At 65.7% G+C, this 21,839-nt stretch carries 21 protein-coding genes and 1 pseudogene; 11 read left to right on the forward strand and 11 right to left on the reverse strand.

Translation table 11 applies throughout. The features are described 5' to 3' along the window. From LH475_RS00810 to LH475_RS00820, 3 genes and pseudogenes are all read left to right on the forward strand, one after another. A pseudogene (locus LH475_RS00810) lies at positions 1 to 163 on the forward strand (ferredoxin); the annotation flags it as partial. A 45-nt stretch (positions 164 to 208) separates the two neighbouring features. Further along, the gene (gene dapC / locus LH475_RS00815; protein WP_297412658.1) at positions 209 to 1,273 is read left to right on the forward strand and encodes a succinyldiaminopimelate transaminase; all 1,065 of its coding nucleotides are present in this window, start codon (positions 209 to 211) and stop codon (positions 1,271 to 1,273) included. Between the two features lie 233 nt (positions 1,274 to 1,506). After that, positions 1,507 to 2,793, forward strand: a complete 1,287-nt coding sequence (locus tag LH475_RS00820) for a citrate synthase (RefSeq protein WP_297412659.1) — start codon at positions 1,507 to 1,509, stop codon at positions 2,791 to 2,793. 32 nt (positions 2,794 to 2,825) lie between these two features. Here LH475_RS00820 and LH475_RS00825 read toward each other — a convergent pair whose 3' ends face one another. Both LH475_RS00825 and dapD read right to left on the reverse strand, forming a co-directional pair. Then, positions 2,826 to 5,396 carry a penicillin acylase family protein gene (locus tag LH475_RS00825; protein ID WP_297412660.1) on the reverse strand — a complete coding sequence of 857 codons (2,571 nt, stop codon included), beginning with the start codon at positions 5,394 to 5,396 and terminating at the stop codon, positions 2,826 to 2,828. A 138-nt stretch (positions 5,397 to 5,534) separates the two neighbouring features. Then, positions 5,535 to 6,527 (reverse strand): 2,3,4,5-tetrahydropyridine-2,6-dicarboxylate N-succinyltransferase, encoded by a 993-nt coding sequence (gene dapD, locus LH475_RS00830; protein WP_196843287.1) that lies wholly within the window; start codon positions 6,525 to 6,527, stop codon positions 5,535 to 5,537. A 17-nt stretch (positions 6,528 to 6,544) separates the two neighbouring features. On the opposite strand from dapD, the gene dapE reads away from it, so the two are divergent. The 3 genes from dapE to LH475_RS00845 all read left to right on the forward strand — a co-directional run bounded on the left by dapE (position 6,545) and on the right by LH475_RS00845 (position 9,192). Then, positions 6,545 to 7,666: a succinyl-diaminopimelate desuccinylase gene (dapE, locus tag LH475_RS00835; RefSeq protein ID WP_297412646.1), complete on the forward strand. Its 1,122-nt coding sequence runs from the start codon at positions 6,545 to 6,547 to the stop codon at positions 7,664 to 7,666. Positions 7,667 to 7,695: 29 nt separating this feature from the next. Beyond that, positions 7,696 to 8,910 (forward strand): mannosyltransferase family protein, encoded by a 1,215-nt coding sequence (locus LH475_RS00840; protein ID WP_297412648.1) that lies wholly within the window; start codon positions 7,696 to 7,698, stop codon positions 8,908 to 8,910. A 105-nt stretch (positions 8,911 to 9,015) separates the two neighbouring features. After that, complete coding sequence (locus tag LH475_RS00845) at positions 9,016 to 9,192, forward strand: DUF3117 domain-containing protein (protein WP_104084115.1); 177 nt, start codon at positions 9,016 to 9,018, stop codon at positions 9,190 to 9,192. A gap of 113 nt (positions 9,193 to 9,305) precedes the next feature. On the opposite strand, the gene LH475_RS00850 is transcribed toward LH475_RS00845, so the two are convergent. Then, positions 9,306 to 9,938, reverse strand: coding sequence for an O-methyltransferase (locus tag LH475_RS00850; RefSeq protein ID WP_196843289.1), 633 nt, complete (start codon positions 9,936 to 9,938; stop codon positions 9,306 to 9,308). Between the two features lie 87 nt (positions 9,939 to 10,025). Here LH475_RS00850 and LH475_RS00855 point away from each other — a divergent pair, with 87 nt between their 5' ends. Together LH475_RS00855 and ppk2 are read left to right on the forward strand one after the other, a co-directional pair. Next, entirely contained in the window at positions 10,026 to 10,415 is a 390-nt protein-coding gene (locus tag LH475_RS00855) for a sec-independent translocase (RefSeq protein ID WP_196843290.1), read from the forward strand. Between the two features lie 30 nt (positions 10,416 to 10,445). Next, positions 10,446 to 11,270: a polyphosphate kinase 2 gene (ppk2, locus tag LH475_RS00860; RefSeq protein ID WP_297412649.1), complete on the forward strand. Its 825-nt coding sequence runs from the start codon at positions 10,446 to 10,448 to the stop codon at positions 11,268 to 11,270. Between the two features lie 3 nt (positions 11,271 to 11,273). On the opposite strand, the gene LH475_RS00865 is transcribed toward ppk2, so the two are convergent. From LH475_RS00865 to LH475_RS00875, 3 genes are read right to left on the reverse strand one after another with little or no spacing between them, the layout of a single operon-like run. Further along, positions 11,274 to 12,431 (reverse strand): Mrp/NBP35 family ATP-binding protein, encoded by a 1,158-nt coding sequence (locus LH475_RS00865; protein WP_196843292.1) that lies wholly within the window; start codon positions 12,429 to 12,431, stop codon positions 11,274 to 11,276. Next, positions 12,428 to 12,982 carry a DUF1003 domain-containing protein gene (locus LH475_RS00870; protein ID WP_196843293.1) on the reverse strand — a complete coding sequence of 185 codons (555 nt, stop codon included), beginning with the start codon at positions 12,980 to 12,982 and terminating at the stop codon, positions 12,428 to 12,430. Before LH475_RS00870 ends, LH475_RS00865 begins: the two co-directional genes overlap by 4 nt. Then, the gene (locus LH475_RS00875) at positions 12,969 to 14,300 is read right to left on the reverse strand and encodes a CBS domain-containing protein (RefSeq protein WP_196843294.1); all 1,332 of its coding nucleotides are present in this window, start codon (positions 14,298 to 14,300) and stop codon (positions 12,969 to 12,971) included. Before LH475_RS00875 ends, LH475_RS00870 begins: the two co-directional genes overlap by 14 nt. Before the next feature lie 111 nt (positions 14,301 to 14,411). On the opposite strand from LH475_RS00875, the gene LH475_RS00880 reads away from it, so the two are divergent. After that, on the forward strand, positions 14,412 to 14,939 hold the full coding sequence (locus LH475_RS00880) for a general stress protein (protein ID WP_196843295.1): 528 nt from the start codon (positions 14,412 to 14,414) through the stop codon (positions 14,937 to 14,939). Between the two features lie 8 nt (positions 14,940 to 14,947). Here the strand turns inward: LH475_RS00880 and LH475_RS00885 are convergent, their stop codons facing one another. Then, positions 14,948 to 16,492, reverse strand: coding sequence for an aminopeptidase P family protein (locus tag LH475_RS00885; protein WP_297412650.1), 1,545 nt, complete (start codon positions 16,490 to 16,492; stop codon positions 14,948 to 14,950). Between the two features lie 70 nt (positions 16,493 to 16,562). Continuing rightward, positions 16,563 to 17,654: an endonuclease/exonuclease/phosphatase family protein gene (locus LH475_RS00890; protein WP_196843297.1), complete on the reverse strand. Its 1,092-nt coding sequence runs from the start codon at positions 17,652 to 17,654 to the stop codon at positions 16,563 to 16,565. 97 nt (positions 17,655 to 17,751) lie between these two features. Here LH475_RS00890 and LH475_RS00895 point away from each other — a divergent pair, with 97 nt between their 5' ends. Further along, entirely contained in the window at positions 17,752 to 18,621 is an 870-nt protein-coding gene (locus LH475_RS00895; RefSeq protein ID WP_297412651.1) for a PHP domain-containing protein, read from the forward strand. Positions 18,622 to 18,776: 155 nt separating this feature from the next. Here LH475_RS00895 and LH475_RS00900 read toward each other — a convergent pair whose 3' ends face one another. Then, positions 18,777 to 20,402: a DEAD/DEAH box helicase gene (locus LH475_RS00900; protein WP_297412652.1), complete on the reverse strand. Its 1,626-nt coding sequence runs from the start codon at positions 20,400 to 20,402 to the stop codon at positions 18,777 to 18,779. Positions 20,403 to 20,631: 229 nt separating this feature from the next. On the opposite strand from LH475_RS00900, the gene LH475_RS00905 reads away from it, so the two are divergent. Further along, the gene (locus LH475_RS00905) at positions 20,632 to 21,264 is read left to right on the forward strand and encodes a ferritin-like fold-containing protein (protein ID WP_297412653.1); all 633 of its coding nucleotides are present in this window, start codon (positions 20,632 to 20,634) and stop codon (positions 21,262 to 21,264) included. A gap of 29 nt (positions 21,265 to 21,293) precedes the next feature. On the opposite strand, the gene LH475_RS00910 is transcribed toward LH475_RS00905, so the two are convergent. Continuing rightward, entirely contained in the window at positions 21,294 to 21,602 is a 309-nt protein-coding gene (locus LH475_RS00910; protein WP_196843301.1) for a hypothetical protein, read from the reverse strand. Between the two features lie 6 nt (positions 21,603 to 21,608). Next, positions 21,609 to 21,833: a DUF3107 domain-containing protein gene (locus LH475_RS00915; protein WP_092108379.1), complete on the reverse strand. Its 225-nt coding sequence runs from the start codon at positions 21,831 to 21,833 to the stop codon at positions 21,609 to 21,611. Positions 21,834 to 21,839 lie beyond the last annotated feature (6 nt).

Consider the following 21,839-nt stretch of genomic DNA (forward strand, 5'->3'; position numbering starts at 1 on the left):
CATCTACTACGAAGACGACCTGCCCGAACAGTGGGCCGACTACTACAAGGCCAACGTCGAATTCTTCGACGACCTCGGATCCCCGGGCGGCGCCGCCAAGATCGGCGTACTCGCCAAAGACCACCCCGTCATCTCCGTGCTACCGCCGCAGGTTCAGTACTAAGCGATTTTCGTGCTGAAGCCGCTTCCGGACTACCCCTGGGACCAGATGGTCCCCTTTGCCACGCAGGCCCGGCAGCACGCCGACGGCATCGTCGACCTGTCGATCGGTTCGCCGGTCGATGCCACGCCCGACGTGGTGCAGCAAGCGCTCCGCGCGGCAACGGATGCCCACGCCTACCCGCAAACCGTCGGTACGCCCGCCCTGCAGCTGGCGATCATCGCCTGGTATGCCCGGCGCCGCGGTGTCACCGGCCTGCAACCCAAGAACGTGTTGCCCACGATCGGTTCCAAGGAACTCGTCGCGCTCATGCCGTTCATGCTCGGCCTCGGCGAGGGTGACGTGGTCGTGCACCCGCGCGCCGCATACCCGACCTACGCGATCGGCGCCGCTATCGCCGGCGCCACGGCCGTGGCCTCCGATGATCCGGCGGACTGGCCCGATTCGACCAAACTGATCTGGCTCAACAGCCCGGGCAACCCGGATGGCCGGGTGCTGTCCGTTGACGAGCTGCGCGCCGCCGTTGCCCGCGCTCGAGAACTCGATGCGGTCATCGTCGGCGACGAATGCTACGCCGAGCTCGGTTGGGACGCCCCGTGGAATGCTGAGCCGATCCCGAGCATCCTCGACCCCCGGGTGATTGAGGGAGACCGACGCAAGATCGTGGCGATCTACTCGCTCAGCAAACAATCCAACATGGCGGGGTACCGGTCGGCCTTTGCCGCCGGCTGCAGCGGCGTGCTCGAGCGACTGCTGACCGTGCGCAAGCACGCCGGGCTCATGCTCCCGGCACCGCTTCAGGCGGCCATGATAGCCGCCCTCGAAGACGACGAGCACGTGGCCGTGCAGAAGGAGCGCTACCGGGCCCGCCGTGAGACACTGCGACCGGCTCTGGAACGGGCCGGCTTTCGGATCGATCGCAGCGAGGCCGGGCTCTACCTCTGGGCGACCGAGGGGCGACCCGCGTGGGAATCCATTGAACGACTGGCCGCCCTGGGTATTCTGGCCGGTCCGGGGCAGTTCTACGGCGATATCTACCCGGAGCATGTGCGCTTCTCGCTCACCGCGACCGATGAGCGCATCGCTGCGGCCGCTGCACGCCTGCGTTCCTGACGGTTTCCCCGAGTGCGGAATAGGCCCTGTGGACTATCACCAACGAACCGCCCGAAGTCTTGGCTGATGCAACAGTAGGCGTTCGGGCGGATTAGGCTGTAGTCGCGACAGAGTCGACCACAGCGGTTTCACCACTGGCCGTCTCGGTGACGCGTCGCCACATTTCATCCAGCAGTGATACCCGAGGAGGCTCCGTGACCGACGTCGCGCAGCACACAACATCCGGCGAACCGATGAGCGCTGACCCCAACAAGGTCACCCTGACTTTCCCCGGCGGGAGCGCAGAGTTCCCGATCCTGACCAGCGTGGACGGCGTGTCGAGCATCGACATCTCCACCCTGACCAAGAAGACCGGCCTCACCACGTTGGACTACGGTTTCGTGAACACGGCGGCGACACGCTCCGCGATCACCTACATCGACGGCGATGCCGGCATCCTGCGCTATCGCGGGTATCCGATCGAGCAGATCGCCCAGAACTCTAACTTTCTTGAGACGGCCTGGCTGCTCATCTACGGCGAGCTGCCCAGCGCGAGTGAACTCGCCAACTTTGACGATCGCATCCGCCACCACACGCTGTTGCACGAAGACATGCGCCGATTCTTTGATTCCCTGCCGCACAAGGCACACCCGATGAGCGTGCTCGCCTCCGGCGTCTCGGCCCTGTCGACGTTCTACCAGGACTCGCTCGACCCGAAAGACCCGGAGCAGGTCGAGATTTCGACCATTCGCCTGCTGGCCAAGTTGCCGGTCATGGCCGCCTACGCGCACAAGAAAAGCATCGGTCAGGCTTTTCTCTACCCCGACAACTCCTTGAGCTTCGTCGACAACTTTCTTATGCTCAACTTCGGCAACATGGCCGAGCCCTACGAGGTCAACCCGGTCGTCAGCAGGGCCCTTGAGCGCCTTCTCATGCTGCACGAAGACCACGAGCAGAACGCGTCCACCTCAACCGTGCGTCTGGTCGGTTCGACCGAGGCCAACCTGTTCGCGTCGGTCTCGTCCGGCATCAACGCCCTGTTCGGCCCGCTGCATGGCGGTGCCAACGAAGCCGTGCTGTCGATGCTCGGCGAGATTCAGGCATCCGGTCAGGGCGTCGAAAAGTACGTCGAACGCGTCAAGAACAAAGAGCAGGGTGTGAAGCTCATGGGCTTTGGCCACCGGGTCTACAAGAACTACGACCCGCGCGCCACCCTGGTCAAGGAGAGCGCCCACGAGGTGCTCGCCGCTCTCGGCGTCAAGGACGACCTACTCGACATCGCTCAGGAGCTCGAGCACATCGCGCTGAGCGACGATTACTTCAAGGAACGTCGACTGTACCCCAACGTCGACTTCTATACCGGCGTCATCTACAAGGCGATGGGCTTTCCGACGCGTATGTTCACCGTCTTGTTCGCGATCGGCCGTCTACCCGGCTGGGTCGCGCACTGGCGTGAGATGAACGAGGATCCGGCCACCAAGATCGGCCGCCCGCAGCAGCTCTACGTGGGCTCCCCGGCCCGCGACTACCCGCTCCGCTAGACGGTCCCCTCCCAGCAAACCCTCCTCATGACCTACGAGGAAGGATCGAGGGTCAGCGTGTTGCTCGCGTCTGCGTTGATGGCGGCCGGAGTGAAGAGCCACGGGCGACTCTCGTGGTCCCGCCAGAGCGGGGCCTGGTCGGTGTAGTTGGTGTGGAAGGCGTGACCGGATGCCCCGGTGAGGTTGATCCAGGTGGAGTCGTCGAAGTTGTCGAGGCTGACCACCTGCCGCATCGACGGTACCCAGTCCACCTGGTAGCCCCGCGTGGCATCCCAGCCGACCGCGTTCACGACGGCCGAGCCTCCGGCGAGCTCATAGGGCCCCCGGTTGAACAGCCACTCCAGCGGCGCGATCCCCGACTCGCCGAAGCTGGCATTCTTGAGCTCGAGCGTGTGGATGCTGCCCCACCGCCAGTCTGTGGGGTTTGAGCCCATCAGGTCGGCGGCCTCCGCTGCGGCGTCCGTCATCACCCGTCGCAACATGCTGTCCTCGCCGACTGTGCCGTAGGCGGGGTTCGACCACCACGGGGAGTTCGGCTGATCGAGCAGGCTGGTGACCACGGAGAACGCGCGGTCACCGCCGGTGAGGGCTGCGCCCGCATCGATCTTGCCGGTGAACATGTCTGTGAGCAGCGTGCGCCAGATCACGTTGAAGTACGCAGCCGCCGCACTGTCCGCATCGACGTGGTAGTCCCACCCGTCGAGCAGCCTCTGAGCCTGGGCGGCGTTGCCGCTGAGCCTCACCTGCTGCAAGGCAGGAACGAGAGATGCGGCAATGGCACTGTAATTGTCCCCCTGAATCTCACTCATCAACCGGCTGGTCAACGGGGTTTTCGCGGCGATGAGTTCTTGCAGCCGAGCCGTGATCTGGTTCGCCCGGTAGCCCAGATCCCAATCCGCGGTCAGCAGATAGGGATAACTTGCGTCGGCGGCCGCGTTATTGGCCGTGACGATGTACCCGCTCGGCGGATTGAACGTGCTCGGCAGGGCGTCAAAGGGAATGTACCCCGTCCAGCCGTACTGGCTGGTCCAGCCCGGCACAGGGAGCGTTCCGTTGCCGCTGGCCCGAATAGGAATGAGGCCGGGCGCCTGATAGCCGATATTTCCGTCGATGTCGGCATAGGTCAGATTCTGCGCCGGCACCTCGAACAGGGCGGCCGCGGCCCGAAAACTGGTCCAGTCGGTCGCCTGGTTCAGAGCGAAAATAGCGGATGCTGTTCGCCCCGGGGTCAGCGCCGTCCACTGCAACGACAGCTCATAGGTGGTCGGTTCAGCGCCGTCGATGGGCGGAGCGGGAGTTGGTAGCCCGGCCGCTGTGGGAAAGTCGCTCGCGATCTGGGGGTATGCGGTGCCTTCGAAACCGCTCAGGAGCGGACCACGTTCGGTGGCACGAATCTCGATTTTCACGTCGTCACCGCCAGCGACGGAAATCTTTTCGTCCCGCAGCAGCAGGGGCTTGGCCACACCGTCGAATTCGTAGCTGTCGCCGGTGACCTTCTCGATGTAGAGGTCAGCGACGTCGGGCCCGAGGTTGGTCAAGCCCCAGGCGATGCGCTCGTTGTGACCAATGATGATGCCGGGCATACCCGAGAAGCTGTACCCGGCGACGTCGAACGGACAGTCCACGGTGATCGACTGGCAGCGCAGCCCCACCTGATACCAGACCGACGGTAGCGCTGGCCCGAGGTGCGGGTCATTGGCCAGCAGGGGCATGCCGGTGTCGGTCAATGCGCCGGAGACCACCCAGGAATTGGAGCCGATCTCGCCGCCCGCCGGCCCGAGAAGCTCCGGCACCGACCCGAGGTGTGCGCGCAGTTCCGAGAGGGCTCCAGCGTAGGAGCTGACATCAGCGGGCTCCTGCGCAGCAGGGACATCCGTCGAATCTGTGCCCGGCGCGGCATCGGCCGGCGCCCCGGCCGACGGCACGGTCACGGCCTGGCTGCCGGTGATGGTGGGGTGCTGGCCGACCGGAAAGTCGGGGTGCAGCTGGTTCACCTCGGCGGGGGTGAGAGTGGTCGAGAGCAGCGCCCGGTCAATCTCGTCGTCAAGGTTGGAACGCAGGTCCCAGGCCATGGCCTTCAACCACGCAACCGAGTCGGCCGGGGTCCACGGTGCGACCTCATAGCCTGAGTTCTGGAAGCCGAGTACGGCATATTCGAGAGACAGGTCCGCGCCCTGATGGGTGTCGAGATAGGCGTTCACACCGTCGGCGTAGGACTGGTAATAGCCGAGGGTTACCGGGTCGAGCAGGGCTACTTCTTGCTCGGCGACGGCCCGCCAGCCCAGCGTGCGCACGAATGTGTCGGTGCCGACCTGGCTTTCTCCGAACAGTTCCGATAGGCGGCCGCTCGTGACGTGACGGCGAAAGTCCATCTCCCAGAAGCGGTCCTGGGCGTGCACGTAGCCCTCGGCCAGAAACAGGTCGGCCGCGGTCTTCGCCGTGATCTGAGGAATTCCGGCCTCGTCGCGGGTCACGGTCACCGCGCTCGACAGACCCGTGATGTCGACGGTGCCCGACAGAGTGGGAAACGACCGCGTGACCGTCCAGACGCCGAGCCCGGCAGCGACCAGGACGAGGCTGGCCACGACCCCGAGCGCAATCATCACGCGCCGAACGCGACGGTGGCCCGTACTGCGTGGTGCGTCGGTGCCCACAGCACTCCCTCGTGTGGTGGGCTACCCGAGTGGATGCCGCTTCTCGGATGCTAGCGGAACCCGCCGACATCCGCTGGGCACGAGGTACTACACGTGCAGCGCGGCGTTCAGGGTGATGCCGCTGCCCGTGCGTGCGAGCACCTCGACAGCGCCCGAGATGGAGTTGCGTCGGAACAGCAGGTTCGGCACGCCCGAGAGTTCGACCGCTTTCACCGTGGGCCGGGTGCCGTCTGCTGTGACCGGTTCGCCGACCAGAACAACCTTGGTGCCGGCCGTGACGTAGAGCCCGGCCTCCACAACGCTGTCCTCACCGATGGCGATACCCACACCGGAGTTAGCGCCGAGCAGGGCGCGGGCGCCGATCGAGATGCGCTGGGTGCCGCCCCCAGACAGAGTGCCCATAATGGATGCACCGCCACCGATATCGGCGCCGTCACCGACCACGACACCCTGCGAGATACGGCCCTCGACCATCGAGGAGCCGAGGGTTCCGGCGTTGAAATTGACGAAGCCTTCGTGCATCACGGTGGTGCCGGGGGCGAGGTGGGCGCCAAGCCGTACCCGGGAGGCATCCGCTATTCTCACGCCGGCCGGCACGACGTAGTCGAGCAGTGGCGGAAACTTGTCGACGCCGCTGGCCTGAATGCCGGCGCGCTGTAGGGTCGCACGCAGGCGCGCGAAGTCGACTGGCCGGATGGGGCCGGCGTTGGTCCAGACCACCGTCGGCAGGTGCGCGAAGATGGCGTCGAGGTTGATGCTGTTTGGCAGAACGAGCAGGTGGGACAGCAGGTGCAGCCGCAGGTAGGCATCCGACGTGCTCGCCGGTGCGGTGTCGAGCCTGATCTCCACAGTGACGGCCTCGAGGCGCACCGCACGGCGGGCATCATCGCCGGTCGCTTCGCTGAGCTCGGCCGGAACAATCCAGCGATCGCGGCCGGTCGGCAGCGCGCCGAGCGCCGGGGACGGAAACCAGGTGTCGAGCACGGTGCCGTCGGCGGTGGCAACGGTCGCTAGACCATACCCCCAGGCCTGGGTCGGTGTCGCGTCAGCAAGGGCGTTTTCGGAAACAACGGGGGGCATACCTCTAGATTAGTAGGGTGACTTCTACGACTCCGGCTCCGTCCACTCCCGCGAAACTCACCGTGCTTGACCTCACGGCCACGTCAATCGAACTGACCAGGCAAATCTGCGACATGGAGTCGGTCTCGGGCAATGAGACCGCCCTCGCCGACGCGATCGTCGCCGCCCTTGACGGGTTCGACCATCTCGAGATCATTCGCGACGGCGACACCGTCGTCGCCCGCACGAACCTGGGCCGCGCGCAGCGCGTCGTCATCGCCGGGCATATCGACACCGTGCCGCTCAACGGCAACCTGCCCACCCGCTACGAGACCATCGATGGCACCGAGTACCTCTGGGGCCGCGGCACCGTCGATATGAAGGCCGGCGTGGCTGTGCAGCTGAAGCTCGCCGCCGAACTGAGCAGCCCCGGAGTCGACGTGACCTGGATGTGGTACGACCACGAAGAGGTCTCTGACGACCTCAACGGCCTTGGCCGTCTGGCCCGCAACCGTCCCGACCTGTTCGCGGGCGATTTCGCCATTCTCGGCGAGCCGACCAAGAGCCAGGTCGAGGGCGGCTGCAACGGCAACCTGCGCGTGGAAATTCGAACCTTTGGCCTGCGCTCGCACTCCGCGCGCAGCTGGGTCGGCGACAACGCCATCCACAAGGCCGCCCCGATACTCAACATTCTGGCCCAGTACCAGGCTCGCGAGGTCGAGGTCGAAGGCCTCGTCTACCGGGAAGGACTGAACGCGGTCGGCATCACCGGCGGCGTCGCCGGCAACATCATCCCCGACGAATGCATGGTGCACGTCAACTACCGATTCGCCCCGAGCCGCAGCGGCGACGACGCCGTCATCCACCTGCGCGAGCTGTTCGCCGGCTACGAGCTCACCGTCGTGGACCGCGCCGAGGGCGCCCGCCCCGGCCTCGACGCCCCCCTCGCCCGAGACTTTTTGAACGCCGTCGGCGGCGTCGCCACGCCCAAATACGGCTGGACCGACGTCGCCCGCTTCTCCGCCCTCGATGTTCCGGCCGTCAACTATGGCCCCGGCGACCCGCTCAAGGCGCACGCCGACGACGAACGCGTGGCCGTAGCCGAGATCACGGCCTGCGAAAACGGCCTGCGCGCCTGGCTGAGCCCTTCCGTTCGCTAACCACACTCACACGCCCGATGACTGAGCGGATGCTCCGCACACCGCCGCCCCGCCGGCTGCCAGCCTCCTGGCACGCGCGCTACCGGCTGGCCCCGTGGTGGGGCAAGGTCTTTGTGGTCTGGGCACTGTCGCGCCTGGTCACCACGAGCCTCGTGCTGGTGTTGGCGAGCGTGCAAGGGCCCAACGCCTGGACCGGCGCGAGCCCGAAATACACCGATTTCGCGACCATGTGGGATGGCCGCTGGTACAACATCGTCGCCGTCGGCGGCTACCCGAGCGTGCTGCCGATCACCGATACCGGGCAGATCGGCGAGAACGCCTGGGCGTTTATGCCGGGCTACCCGGTTGTTGTCCGGCTGCTCATGGAGCTGACCGACTCTTTGTGGGCACCGGTGGCCGTGTTCGTGTCGGTCGCGTTCAGCCTCGGCACCGCGTTACTGTTCTACCGCCTGATGGCGCGGGTGCAGTCACCGGCCACGGCCCTGTTCGCGGTCGTGCTGTTTTGCGTTGCCCCGCTGTCGCCGATTCTGCAGTTCGCCTACGCCGAATCGATGTACCTATTTTTTCTGACCCTCGCGCTCTATCTGCTGCTCCAACGCCGCTACTGGCTGCTCTACCCCGTCATCGCGGTGATGGCGCTGACCCGGCCGAGCGGGCTCGCTTTCGCCCTCGCACTCGGGCTGCACGTGATCCATCGCTTCGTCACGCGATCCCGCGACCCGTTTCCCGTTCGAGAGCGGATGCTGGCGGCATCCGTCGCCCTGTTCAGCGCGCTGATGGGACTTGCCTGGCCGGTCGCCGCCTGGGTGGCGACCGGCGACCTGTGGGCCTACACCGACACAGAGCTGGCCTGGCGGGCACCGTACATCGGCTACCAGGAGCTCGTGCCCTTCACTGCCTGGTTTCAGAGCGGTGTCTGGTGGCTGGGCAACCCGTGGGGCGTCGTCGTGGTCACCGCCCTTATTCTGGCCTTCGCGCTCCTGCTGTTCACGCCGGCGGTGCGGCGGCTCGGCATCGACCTTCGGCTGTGGCTGACCAGCTACGGGCTGTACCTGCTCGCCGTGTTCTTTCCGCAGTCCAGCACGTTTCGGCTGCTCATGCCGCTGTTTCCGCTGCTCGGCGCGGCCGCGCTGCCGCGCAGCCGAATCTACCGGGTATCGATCGTGCTGCTCTTCGTGGCCGGCCAGTGGGGCTGGCTGCTGATCTGCTGGGGCGTGGACGGGTACGACTGGACTCCGCCGTAAAGAGCCGCCACAAACCCCAGATCTGACACCCAGTCCGATCCGAATTTACGTCTCGGGCCGAGATAGTCGATAATAGGGATACAAAGACGAATGGAAGGGGAGTTCATGGCGGCCATGAAACCACGGACCGGAGACGGTCCAATGGAGGCTGTAAAAGAGGGGCGCCTGATCATCGTGCGTGTACCGCTCGAAGGTGGGGGTCGGCTCGTGGTCTCAGTCAATGACGCCGAGGCCAAGGAACTTCACGATGCACTCGCCGGGGTTGTCGCGGCCGTGAAATAGCCTCGTGCCGGCGTGAACTCGTGCTGGCGTGAACTCGTGATGGCGTGAACGACGTGTGAGACGCGGAACGGCCGCGCAGTGACTGCGCGGCCGTTCTTGTGTGTGACGGCGCCTCAGGCGCGCAGCTTGGTGATCTGCAGCAGACCATCGCCGACGGGCGAGAGGGCGCTGATCACGGCGCTCGATGCGGCGATCTCGGTCAGCAGCGTACGAAACCCGGTCGCGACATCGTCGCGCTGGGCCGGGTCGGCCACGCGGCCGCGCCAGAGGGCGTGCGCGACCAGCACGGTTCCGCCCGGACGGGCCAGGCGCAGCCCGTGCTCGACGTATTCGATGACCGACTGCGGGTCGGCGTCAATGAATACAATGTCGTAAGAATTCTCATTCATGCGCGGGAGCACTTCGCCGGCCTTGCCGGTGATGAGGCGCACCCGGTTGGCCGGAATCTTTGCCTCGGTGAAATTCGCCTTGGCGTGCTGCAGGTGGTCGACCTCGGTATCGATCGAGGTGAGGGTTGCGCCGGGCGCTCCGGTCAGCAGCCAGATGCCCGATACTCCGGCACCCGTACCCACCTCCAGGATGCTGCGCGCCCCGGTCGCGGCCGCCACAACGGCCGACTGCGCCCCGACGGAGGGGGCGATCGCATCGATTCCCAACTCGAGGGATTGCTGGCGCGCTCGGGCGATGGCTTCGGACTCCACGACACAGTCGTCGGAAAATTTCCAGTTCAATTCAATGTCAGACACAAATAACTCCAGTAGATGATTAGGTCAAGACTAGGGCCGGGGCGCGTGTGGTCTGTGGATGCCTCGCCGGGCAGTTACTCTAAGGACATGTTTGGGCTGACGTTCGAGAAGATACTTCTGATCGGGATCATCGCTGTCTTCTTGCTCGGCCCCGACAAGCTACCGCACTATGCCGCCCAACTCGCTCGACTTGTGCGCCAGCTGCGCGATATGGCCAACGGTGCCAAAGACCGCATGCGCGACGAAATGGGTCCGGAATTCGACGATCTGGACTGGAAAAAACTGGACCCGCGCCAGTATGACCCGCGCCGCATCATTCGGGAAGCCCTCGCCGACGAAGACCCATTCAAGGAACAGTCCGCGACGATTTCCCGCGCCGAACCCAACCCCGACGGCGCCTATCTGAAACGCAAACGTGCCCGGGAAGCGGCTCTGGCCGCGCTCGAGCCGGCCCCGTTCGATTCTGAGGCCACGTAAGGCACACCATTCGTTCGCAAAGGAGTCTCGATGTCTCAAAGCCCGCCAACGCTTCGGCGCGTCAAGAAGAAGGTCTACGAGGCCGAACTGGCCCGCCTGCAGGCCGAACTGGTCACGATGCAACAGTGGGTGAAGGCATCCGGTACCCGGGTCGTGGTGATCTTCGAGGGCCGCGATGCCGCAGGCAAGGGCTCGACGATCAAACGCATCACCGAGTACCTCAACCCGCGCGTTGCGCGCATCGTGGCTCTGCCGATGCCCACCGAACGCCAGCGCGGCCAGTGGTATTTTCAACGCTACGTCGAGCATCTGCCGTCGACCGGGGAGATCGTCCTGATGGATCGCTCCTGGTACAACCGGGCCGGCGTCGAACGGGTCATGGGCTATTGCACCTCCGATGAATACCGCCGCTTTCTGCACCAGGCGCCACTATTCGAACGGATGCTCGTCGAAGACGGAATTCTGTTGGTCAAGTACTGGTTCTCGGTGTCGGACCTGGAGCAGGAACGACGTTTTCGTTCCCGCCTGAACGACCCGATGCGGCGCTGGAAGCTCTCCGAAACGGATGTGCTGTCGATCACCAAATGGGTTGACTATTCCAAGGCGAAAGATGAGATGTTCGTGCACACCGACATCGCCGAAGCACCCTGGTGGGTGGTGGAGAGCGAAGACAAGCGGGCATCTCGCCTGAACGTGATCAGCCATCTGCTCTCGCTCGTGCCGTACGAGAAGCTCGACCCGCCCAAGGTGCGCATTCCGCCGCGACCGCCGGCCTCCGACTATGAGCGGCCGCCGCGCGAAGAGAACCACCAGATTCCCGACCACGCGGCGACGCTGATCAAGCCCAAGGATTAGGCGTCAGCGAGGCCTGAGCCCGAGGCTGAGGCCGGCCAGGCCCCGGGCGCGTGTCTTCATGCTGTGAGCCAGGCGCAGAATGGCGCGGGCGGCGGGGTCGTCGGGCGCGCCGAGCACAACGGGCAGCCCGGCATCTCCTCCTGTGCGCAGCGGTACGCTCAGCGGTACCTGTGCGAGCACCGGAACCGGGACGGGCTGACCCAGCGACAAGCGCCGAGCCACCTCAGCGCCGCCACCCGAGCCGAACAGTTCGAGCAGGCTGCCGTCGGGCTGTACCATCGCCGACATGTTCTCGATCACGCCGTAGACGCTCTGCCCGGTCTGCCGGGCCACGATTCCGCTGCGTTCAGCGACATCCGCCGCCGCCGCCTGCGGGGTGGTCACGACGATGACCTCGGCGTGCGGCAGCAGCTGGCCGACCGTGATGGCGACGTCGCCGGTGCCCGGTGGCAGGTCGAGCAGCAGAACGTCCAGGTCGCCGAAATACACGTCGGTGAGAAACTGTTTGATGGTGCGGTGCAGCATCGGTCCGCGCCAGGCGACCGCGGCCGACGCATCGTCGATGAACATGCCGATCGAGATGATCTTTACGTCGTGCGCGATCGGCGGCAAGATCATGTCTCCGACCTGGGTCGGCTTCACCGCGAGCCCGTCGTGCACGAGGCCGAGCAGGCCTGGAATGCTGAAGCCGTGTACGTCGGCGTCGACGATGCCCACTCGGAGGCCCTCGCCGGCCAGTGCGACCGCCAGATTTGCGGTGACGGTGGACTTGCCCACGCCGCCCTTGCCGCTCGTGATCGCGTACACCCGGGTGAGGGATTCCGGACCGAACTGCACGCTGCGTTCCACCTGGCCGCCGCGCAGCTTCTCGGTGAGCGCGGTGCGCTGCTCCCGCGTCATGATCGCGACCTCGACGCTTGCGCGACCTGCGCCCGACACCGACTCGGCGGCGGCCAGAACGTCGCTCTCAATGCGCTGGGCGGCCGGACAACCGGCAATGGTCAAGCGGATTCCGACGGTCACCTGCCCCGTCTCGGTCACCGTCACGCCCGACACCATGTCGAGATCAGTGATGGGCTTGCGAATCTCCGGATCGGTCACCCCGGCCAAAGCGGTGAATACTCTCGAGCGGATGCTGTCGGTCAGGGGAGCAGGACTCATACGTGTGGGCGGCTTTCCGTGGTGCTTTGTTCAGGGTCGTCATCGGACGGACTGCGCTCGTCTAAATGCTCGAGCAACGCGCGCAGTTCCGCGCGAATGAAATCCTTCGAGGCCATATCCTTGATGGCTATACGCAGGGCCACGACCTCGCGGGCGAGATATTCGGTGTCGGCGAGGGTACGTTCGGCCCGCTGCCGGTCCTGTTCGAACTGCACCCGGTCGCGGTCGTCCTGCCGGTTCTGCGCGAGCAGAATCATCGGCGCGGCATAAGACGCCTGCATCGACAGCACGAGGGTCAGCGCGATGAACCCGAGCGCGACGGAGTCGAATCGCCACGCCTCCGGGGCGAGCGTGTTCCACGAGATCCAGGCGACGGCGAACAGGGTGAGCCCGAGCAGAAACCACGGGGTGCCCATGCCGCGGGCGATGGCCTCGGTGAAACGGCCGAACTGGTCACGGCTGTGGCCGTTGCGGCCGAGACCCACGATGTTGCTGGTGCGCAGCCCCTTGGGCGCGTCCAGGCGCAGGTCGGCGCGGTTATTGCGGGCCACGAGACGTCCTTTGCGCTCCGGGCAGCGGAATGCTGCCGGTTCTCAGTTCGCTGCGGGCGGCGGCACGGCGGCGCACATCATCGTTGCCGTCGTGGCTGCGCCAGTCGTCGGGCAGCAGGTAGTCGAGCACGTCATCAATCGTCACCACCCCGACCAGTCGGTAGTTCTCGTCGACCACGGGCACCGAGACGAGGTCGTAGCTCGCGAGAATGCGGCTGACCTCAGCCGCCGAGGTGTCGGCGGTCACCGGGTCCAGCCCGGCGTCGAGCAACGTGCCGAGGCGTTCGTGGGGCGGGTAGCGCAGCATCCGCTGAAAATGCACCATACCCAGAAAGCGACCGGTGGGCGCTTCGTAGGGCGGTAGGGTGACGCAGATCGCTGCGCCGAGGGCCGGCGCCAGGTCGTGACGACGGATGCGCGCAAGCCCCTCTGCGACGGTGGCATCGGCCGAGACGATGATCGGCTCGGTCGTCATGAGCCCACCGGCGGTATCGGGGGCGTAGGAGAGAAGAAACCGCACGTCTTCGGCCTCTTCGGGCTCCATCAAATCGAGCAGCTGCTCGCCGCGCTCCTCGGGTAGCTGGGCGATGAGGTCGGCCGCGTCATCGGGCTGCATCTGGTCGAGCACATCGGCGGCGCGGGCGTCGCCGAGACTGGTCAGAATGCCGACCTGGTCGATTTCGGGCATTTCCTCGAGCACATCGGCGAGACGATCATCGGGCAGCTCACCGGCCACCTCGAACATGCGCTCGCGCGGCAGGTCCAGCAGGGTATTGGCGAGGTCAGCCGGTTTGAGGTCGGAATAGGTCGCGATGAGGTGCTCGGCGGACTGAGCCTGCCCCTTGGTTTCTTTCTCGCGCACCTCAGCCCAGGTGGCGAAAGTCGTGACGCCCTTGACGAACGGCGAGGCGCTGGTCTTGGGGCGGCGCACAAACAGCTGGCTGATCGCCCAGTCGGCCTCGGTGCCTTCCTTGATCGCGACATCCTCGATGGTCGCTTCACCGGAGCCGTCAGTGAAGAGCACCTTGCGGCCGAGCAATTCGGCGATGACGCGCACTTCGCCGCCGCGCTGTTCGTAACGGCGCACGTTGATCAGACCGGTCGTGATGATCTGGCCACTACCGATGCTGGTGACCCGGTTGATCGACACAAAAACGCGTCGTTTACCCGGGATCTCCACGATCAGACCGACGACGTTGGGCGGGTCGTTTTTTCGATACACCACGAGAACATCGCGCACCTTGCCCACGCGGTCGCCCGCGGGGTCGAAAACGGTGCACCCGGCCAGTCGGGCAACAAAAACTCTGGTGGCACTCACAAGACAAATGTAGGCCACTGGCCTGATAATAATTCCCCAGCACGAACGGTTCGTCATTTTCGCCAGACAGCCATCAGCTGCGCAGCCGGGTCGACGTGAAAGAATGGCGCTATGAGCAACCAGAGCCTTTTCTCCCGTCGCCGCCCGGTGTTGCCCCCCGTGTTGCCGCGTGGGGAGGTGCTCGCCACCTACAGCACGTATGCCGACGCGCAGGCCGCGGTCGACATTCTCGCGAAGGCCGATTTTCCGGTGAAGCAGCTCTCGATCGTGGGCAACGACCTCAAGAGTGTTGAGCGGGTGACCGGCAAACTCACCTACGGCCGGGTCGCACTCGCGGGGGCAGCATCCGGCGCCTGGCTCGGAATCTTTTTTGGAATTCTGTTTTTTCTGTTCTCACCGACCGGGTCAAGCCTGCCGTTCGTGGCTGCAGCCCTCATCATGGGTGCCGGGTTCGGCATGCTGCTGGGCATCGCGAGCTACGCCATCAACCGGCGCCGGCGTGACTTCACGTCGACCATGCAGGTCATTGCGAGCAACTACCAGCTCATCGTCGACGCCGAACTGGCGAACCGTGCCCGTAACCTGCTCGGCGGTCTGAACGAAGCTGAGCCCCGCGTTGTTCCTCCCGCCCCCGACTAACGGCCCCGTTAGCGCTGGGCGGCGGCTATCCAGGCCTCGACCTCGGTGGCGGTACGCGGTATGGCGGCGGAGAGGTTCTCGGCACCGGTTTCCGTCACCAGGATATCGTCTTCGATGCGCACGCCGATGCCACGGAACTCGGCGGGAACGGTGAGGTCGTCTGGCTGAAAGTACAGCCCCGGTTCGATGGTGAAGACCATGCCCGGTTTGAGCACCCCGTCCATGTACATGTCACGTCGTGCTTGAGCGCAGTCGTGCACGTCAATGCCGAGGTGGTGGCTGGTGCCGTGCACCATGTAGCGGCGGTGCTGACCATTTTCCGGCTGCAGGGCTTCCTCAGCGGTGACCGGGAGCATGCCCCATTCAGCGGTGCGCCGGGCTATGACGGTCATCGCCGCGGCGTGCACGTCGCGAAAGACCGCGCCGGGACGAACGACGGCGAGGGCGGCATCCGCTGCTTCGCGTACGGTTTCGTAGACCAGACGTTGCACCTCGCCGTAGACGCCGTTGACAGGCAGGGTGCGGGTGATGTCGGCGGTGTAGTAGCTGTCGAGTTCCACGCCGGCGTCGATGAGAATAAGGTCGCCGGGGGCGACAACGCCGTCGTTGCGAGTCCAGTGCAGAATGCAGGCGTGCGGACCGGAAGCCGCAATGGTGTCGTAGCCGACCGTGTTGCCGTCGCTGCGGGCCCGGGTGTTGAAGACTCCCTCAACGAGGCGTTCGCCGCGGGCGTGCACGCTCGAACGGGGCAAATCAGAGATCACATCGTCGAAACCGCGGGCAGTGGCCGCGACGGCCAGGCGCATCTGCGCAATCTCCCAGACATCCTTCACGAGGCGCAGTTCGGAGAGGTCGCGGGCCAACGCCGCGTCGGGCTCATGCTCGGTGTTGATCTCAATGCTGAACGGAGAGTCGGTGGCGTTAGTGCCGAGTACGCGTTCGGCGGCGAAACGCAGGCGGGCTTCGTCCACTTGCTCGGTGAACGTCGGGTCGGCTTCACGCAGCACGAGCGTTTCACTGTCGACGGCGCGCAGCACGGCCGCGAGGTCGGCGATACCGCGTACGTCGAGGGCGAGGGCGCTGGCGACCTGCGCGACCGAGGGGCGTGAGCCGATCCAGAATTCGCCGATGTCGGGGTTGGCGTAGAACTCGTCGGAATCGCGGCCGGCACGCTCTCGAAAGTATAGGGTCGCGTCGTGGCCGCCGGCGGCAATCGGTTCGAGCACGAGCACGGCGCCGGGTTCGCTGTCGCTGCCCCAGCCGGAGAGGTGGGCGAAGGCGGAGTGGGCGCGGAAGGCGTAATCGGTGTCGTTGGAGCGCTGCTTCAACCGGCCGGCCGGAATGATCAGGCGCTGTCCCGGATACTGCGCCGAGAGGCGTGCGCGGCGTGCGGCGGCGAAGGGCGCCTGGTCGCGGGCCGGAGGCAGAACGTCGGTACGGTCGGCCCATCCGCTCGAGATGAACGATTTGAAACCGGTGGATCCCGGTGTCGTCGAACGGTTCTCGTTCGAGCGCGCGGCGGGAGTACGAGCGGGAGCAGTGCTATCAGCCATTCCCCCATTCTCGCACCGCACTCTGGGCACTGGCCGATCGGGTTCGTGCAGATGCTGCGACCAGCGGATGCTAGGCGACTGGGGTGAGCGTGGCCACGATCGGGCGGTGGTCGCTGCCGGCGCCATCGAGCGTCTCAATGACCTGCAGCGCGGTCACCTGCCAGTTCGGGGTGGCCATGACATGATCGATCGGGCTGCCGAGCGGTGCGGGAATGCTGGTGGGCCAGGTGCCGACGGCTGCCGCACCGGCCGACAACGCGGTATCCGCACAGTTACCGAGCACAGCGCCCGCGCCCCCATTCGAGCCGCCATTCGAGCCGCCGCCCGCGCGGCCGGCCATGTGGTCGAGCGTGGAATTGAAATCACCCGCCATGATCACATTATCGCCCTGGCACTTTGTGGCGAGCCAGTCGAGGTCGCTGCGCCAGTTCGACATCTCAAACTGAATCGGGGCAACGGCGTGTACGGCCACAATGGTCGGGCCGCGGCCGTCCACCGGTTCGGCCACGACGGTCGGCAGCACGTTGGTATTGCCGGGAGGGCCGGACCCCGCCGCATTGCTCACGACATAGTCGCCGAGGTCGGGGCTGATCAGCAGCGTCGTGGACCGCGCCTTCGACACCAGATCGAAGGCGAGCGTGTGCACCCACATCGGGCGGCCGGCGTCGCGCATCGCCTTGGCGATCAGAATGCCGGCCTCTTCCGTGGTCTCGGGCAGGGTCACGACGTCGACGTTCTGGGCCACCGCGAGGTCGGCGATGATCGCGGCGCCGGGAGCGTCGCCGAGCGTGTTCCAGCTGAGCACGGTGACGGAGTCGGTATTCGCTTCATTGCCGACCTGCGCAGTACTCACCTGCGCGGTGCTCACCTGCGCGGTGCTGGCGGTGAAACCGCGGGTGGCCAGAATGCCGACATTGGCCACACCGAACAAAACGAGCAACACCATGGCCATGCCGAGGGTTCGGCGCAACGGGCGAATGAACATCAGTAGCCCGAGCAGAACGATGCCCACGACCGCGCCGATCACGGCGATCGCACGGAACGACACGAGGTGGGCGACGACCCAAGTGTTGTGCAGACCGAACGCCTGCGGCCAGGTCAGGACCAGCAGAAGACCAGCCGCACCGATCAGAATCAGCGCTCGGATAAGTCGTGTGAACATTGTGCTGAACCCTAGATCAGAATTCTGGGGAATGACCAGTCGCTCGGGTATCGGCACCGCGGCCAACGGCCAGATGGTGGCCAACTAGCATGGGGACATGGCAGTCTCGCGGCAATTCCATGGTCCGATCGACCTGCATGCACACTCGAGCGTGTCGGATGGTACCGAGACTCCCGCGGAACTCGTGCGCGCTGCGGCCGCGGCGAAGCTCGGCACCATCGCCCTGACCGACCACGACTCGACGGCCGGTTGGGCCGAGGCATCCGCTGCTGCGCGCACCGAACACCTCACACTTATTCCTGGAATGGAATTTAGCACCCGGGTGCAGTATGCCAGTGTGCATCTTTTGGCATATCTCTTTGATCCGACCGATTCGGCCCTGCTGGCGGAGATGACCCGGGTACGCGCCGCACGCCTCACCCGGGCCGAGCAGATGGTCGCCCGCATCGGCGCCGACTATGACCTCAGCTGGGACGACGTGCTCGCCCAGACCACCCGCGATTCGACCGTGGGGCGGCCGCACATCGCCGACGCTCTCGTGGCGCGCGGCCATGCCCTCAATCGCAGTGCGGCCTTCGCCGACATCCTGCACTGGAAGGCCGGCTACTTTCAGCCGCACTACGCGCCCGACCCGTTGCGGGCGATCGAGCTCGTGCGGGCCGCCGGGGGAGTGTCGGTCATCGCCCATCCCGCCACGCGCGGTGTCCGGGACGTCGTCGCGGAATCCCGGCTGAAGATCCTGGTTGAGGCCGGACTGTTCGGTCTCGAACTGGGCCACCGCGAGAACCGGCCGGAACCCACCGCGCGACTCTCCGAACTCGCCGCCAAATTCGGCCTGTTCGTCACCGGCTCAAGCGACTACCACGGCACCGGCAAACCCAACCGGCTCGGCGAGAACACGACCGCCCCCGAGGTGCTCGAGCGCATCATTATCGAGGGCCGCGGCTCGGAACCCGTCTATGGCTGACTCTTTCGGCAGTGGATGCCGCGGCGCCGCACGCGGCACTGCGCGGGGAACTGCGCGGGGAACTGCGCGGGGAAAACAACGGCGCCCGCCCCGAGACCGCCGCGGCCGAAACGGCGGCAGCCCGGGTGCCGGGCGCGGATGGTTCTGATCAGCTATCAGATGGCGCTGCCGGCCTGCGGCGAGCGACGACGGGTGCGGCTACGACGAAGCGGGGCATTGTTGCCGTCGTGGTGCTCGGCTCCGCCACCATCATGTGTGCCGGCTGCGGGTGTTGCGGCTGGGGCATCCGGGTTGGTGCTGGAACCGACGCGGGTGCGTGAGCGGGTGGGCCGACCAGCGTCGTCGGCCCCGGTGGCTACCGGGCTCGTTGCCGTGCGGTCGGAGCCGCGCGCAGAATCTCCACGGCCGGAACCGCGGCTGCCCTCAGAACGGCCCCCCTCGGAGCGGCCCCGCTCAGAGCGGCCGCCCTCGGAGTGTCCGGACCGCGAAGCACCGGACCGACTCAATTCAGAACGGCTGCCGGCGCCGGAGCGTGCCGCGCCGGAACGGCCGGCGCCGCCGGTGCGACCCTCGCCAGCGACGACATCCTTCACCGGGGTTGCGCGCAGACGGCCCTTGGATCCGGCCGGAATGTTCAGGTCGGTGTATAGGTGCGGCGACGACGAGTAGGTTTCCATCGGTTCCGGCTGGCCGAAGTCGAGTGCCTTGTTGATGAGCGACCACTTGTGCAGGTCATCCCAGTCGACGAAAGTTACGGCGATACCGGTCTTACCGGCGCGGCCGGTGCGGCCGACACGGTGCAGGTACGCCTTCTCGTCTTCGGGAATGGTGTGGTTGATCACGTGAGTGACGTCTTCAACGTCGATGCCGCGAGCGGCGACATTCGTTGCGATGAGAATTTCTTTTTTGCCGGACTTGAAGCTGGCCATGGCGCGTTCGCGCTGTTCCTGGTTCAGGTCGCCGTGCACGGCCGTGGCGTTGAAGCCGCGATCGCCGAGCTCTTCGACGAGCTTCGCGGCGGCGCGCTTGGTGCGGGTGAAGATGATGGTTTTGCCGCGGCCCTCGGCCATGAGGATGCGGCCGATGACCTCGTCCTTGTCCATGTTGTGGGCGCGGTAGACGAGGTGCTCGATGTTGGCCTGCATGAGGCCTTCGTCTGGGTCGGTCGCGCGAATGTGAATCGGACGATTCATGAAGCGGCGTGCCAGGGCCACGATCGGTCCGGGCATCGTCGCCGAGAACAACATGGTGTGGCGGGTCGACGGGGTCTGCGCGAAGAGTTTTTCGATGTCGGAGAGAAAACCGAGGTCGAGCATCTTGTCGGCTTCGTCGAGCACCATTTCGCGCACGTTGGCGAGAGTGAGCAGACGCTGGCTGGCGAGGTCGAGCAGGCGGCCGGGGGTACCGACGACGATCTGCGCGCCGGCCTTAAGCTGTTCGATCTGACCCTCGTAGGCCTTGCCGCCGTAAATGGAGACGATCTTGGTGTTGCGGCCCGCAGCAGCGAGTTCGAGGTCTTCGGAGACCTGCACGCACAGTTCGCGGGTCGGAACGACGATGAGCGCCTGTACACCGGGCTCGGGGTCGAGGCCGAGGCGCTGAATGACGGGAAGGCCGAAGCCGAAGGTTTTGCCGGTGCCGGTTTTGGCCTGACCGATGATGTCTTGGCCGCCCAGGGCGAGGGGGATGGTCTGGGTCTGGATGGGAAACGGTTCGAGGATGCCCTTGGCGGCGAGGGAGTCGACCATGTCCTGGTCAATATTGAGTTCCGAGAAAGTCACGAATGTATGCCTGTCATTAACTGGAAGCGACGTGCGCCCGTTTTTGCGACTCGGGCAGCGGCCGCCGATCCTTGTCGACGACGTGATTCCACCTTACTGCCCCGTCTGTACCGCGGCCACAGGCGCGCTGTCCTAAGCTAAGCCAGTGGTCACGTGGTTCGGTCGGCGCCCGCAGCGCAATGAAGCTCCGCGGCTTTCCGCCCGCGGGGCGCTCCAGCCAACCGAAAAAGTGGACATCAGTTCGCTTGCGCCGAGCGTGCGGCACTTTCTCGGCCAAGCCGCGTACAGCGAGCTGGGAGAGTTCGAAAGCCTGGCCCGCGCCGTCGCGACCGCGCCGAACCTCGCCGTGAAGGAGGGCCTCAGCGCCGCCGCTGGTCGAGCCCTGAGCAAGCATCACGGACTGATCACCGAAATTCGCCGTCGCGGGCACGAGCCGGCCACCGAGATGGCCCCGTTCGTCGCAGGCCTCGATGAGTTTCGCCGCAAGACGGGCGGCGCCGACTGGCACGAGCTGCTGCTGAGCTGTTACCTCGCCGGTGGCCTGCTCGATGATTTCTTCATTCGACTGTCGGACGGCCTGCCGCGCGACATCGGGCCCCGGGTGGCGCAGTTGCTCGGCGAAGGTTCCGGTACCGACGTGCTCGTGCACGAGCTGCAGACCGCCATCGAAAACGACGTGGCACTCGGCTCCCGGCTGGCCATGTGGGGCCGACGGCTCGTCGGTGACACCCTGCTCGTGGCGCGGTCGGCCATGCCGGCCGCCGACCCTGCTGGCGGGGCCGAGGCGCGCATCGAACCGGTCTTCACCGAGATCATCGCCGCGCACACCCGCCGCATGGACGGCCTCGGGCTCACCGCATAGTCGTACGGCCTGGCAAAGCCGCCGAACACCTACGCGGTGTTGGGGGATCCGGTTTTGGCCAGTGCCTGCAGCATCCTCTGGTCGGCGTGAATACGTCGCCGACTGATCACGAGATTCAGCGTTACGCCTGAAGCGGCGGCCGCCCCGAGGGACACCCACCAGATCCACCCGCCGGCCCAATTCCAGCCGAGCCAGGTCAATCCGACCCACACCGCGGATGCCGCGACCGTTCCGATCGCCGGAACCAGCACCGAACCCTGGGTGGCTCGACCGGGCAGAAAATACCGCGCGGCGAGACCAATGACCGCCCCGAACAGAGCGACGAACAGAAGCTCCATGGCTGGTTACGCGACGAAACCGACGCGGCGCGATTCTTCGCTGCCGAGTTCGACGTAGGCGAGTCCCACCGTCGGAACGATGTACACGCGACCCTTGCTGTCGCTGAGCTTCAGATAACCGGTCTGGCCGGAGAGGGCCGCTGCAACGGTCTCCTCGATCTCGGTCGCTGGCTGCGAAGTCTCAAAACCGATCTCCCGGGGAGAGTTGAAAATACCAATGCGAATATCCATCGAACT

It is taken from the genome of Cryobacterium sp. (assembly GCF_026786305.1).
GTDB lineage: Bacteria > Actinomycetota > Actinomycetes > Actinomycetales > Microbacteriaceae > Cryobacterium.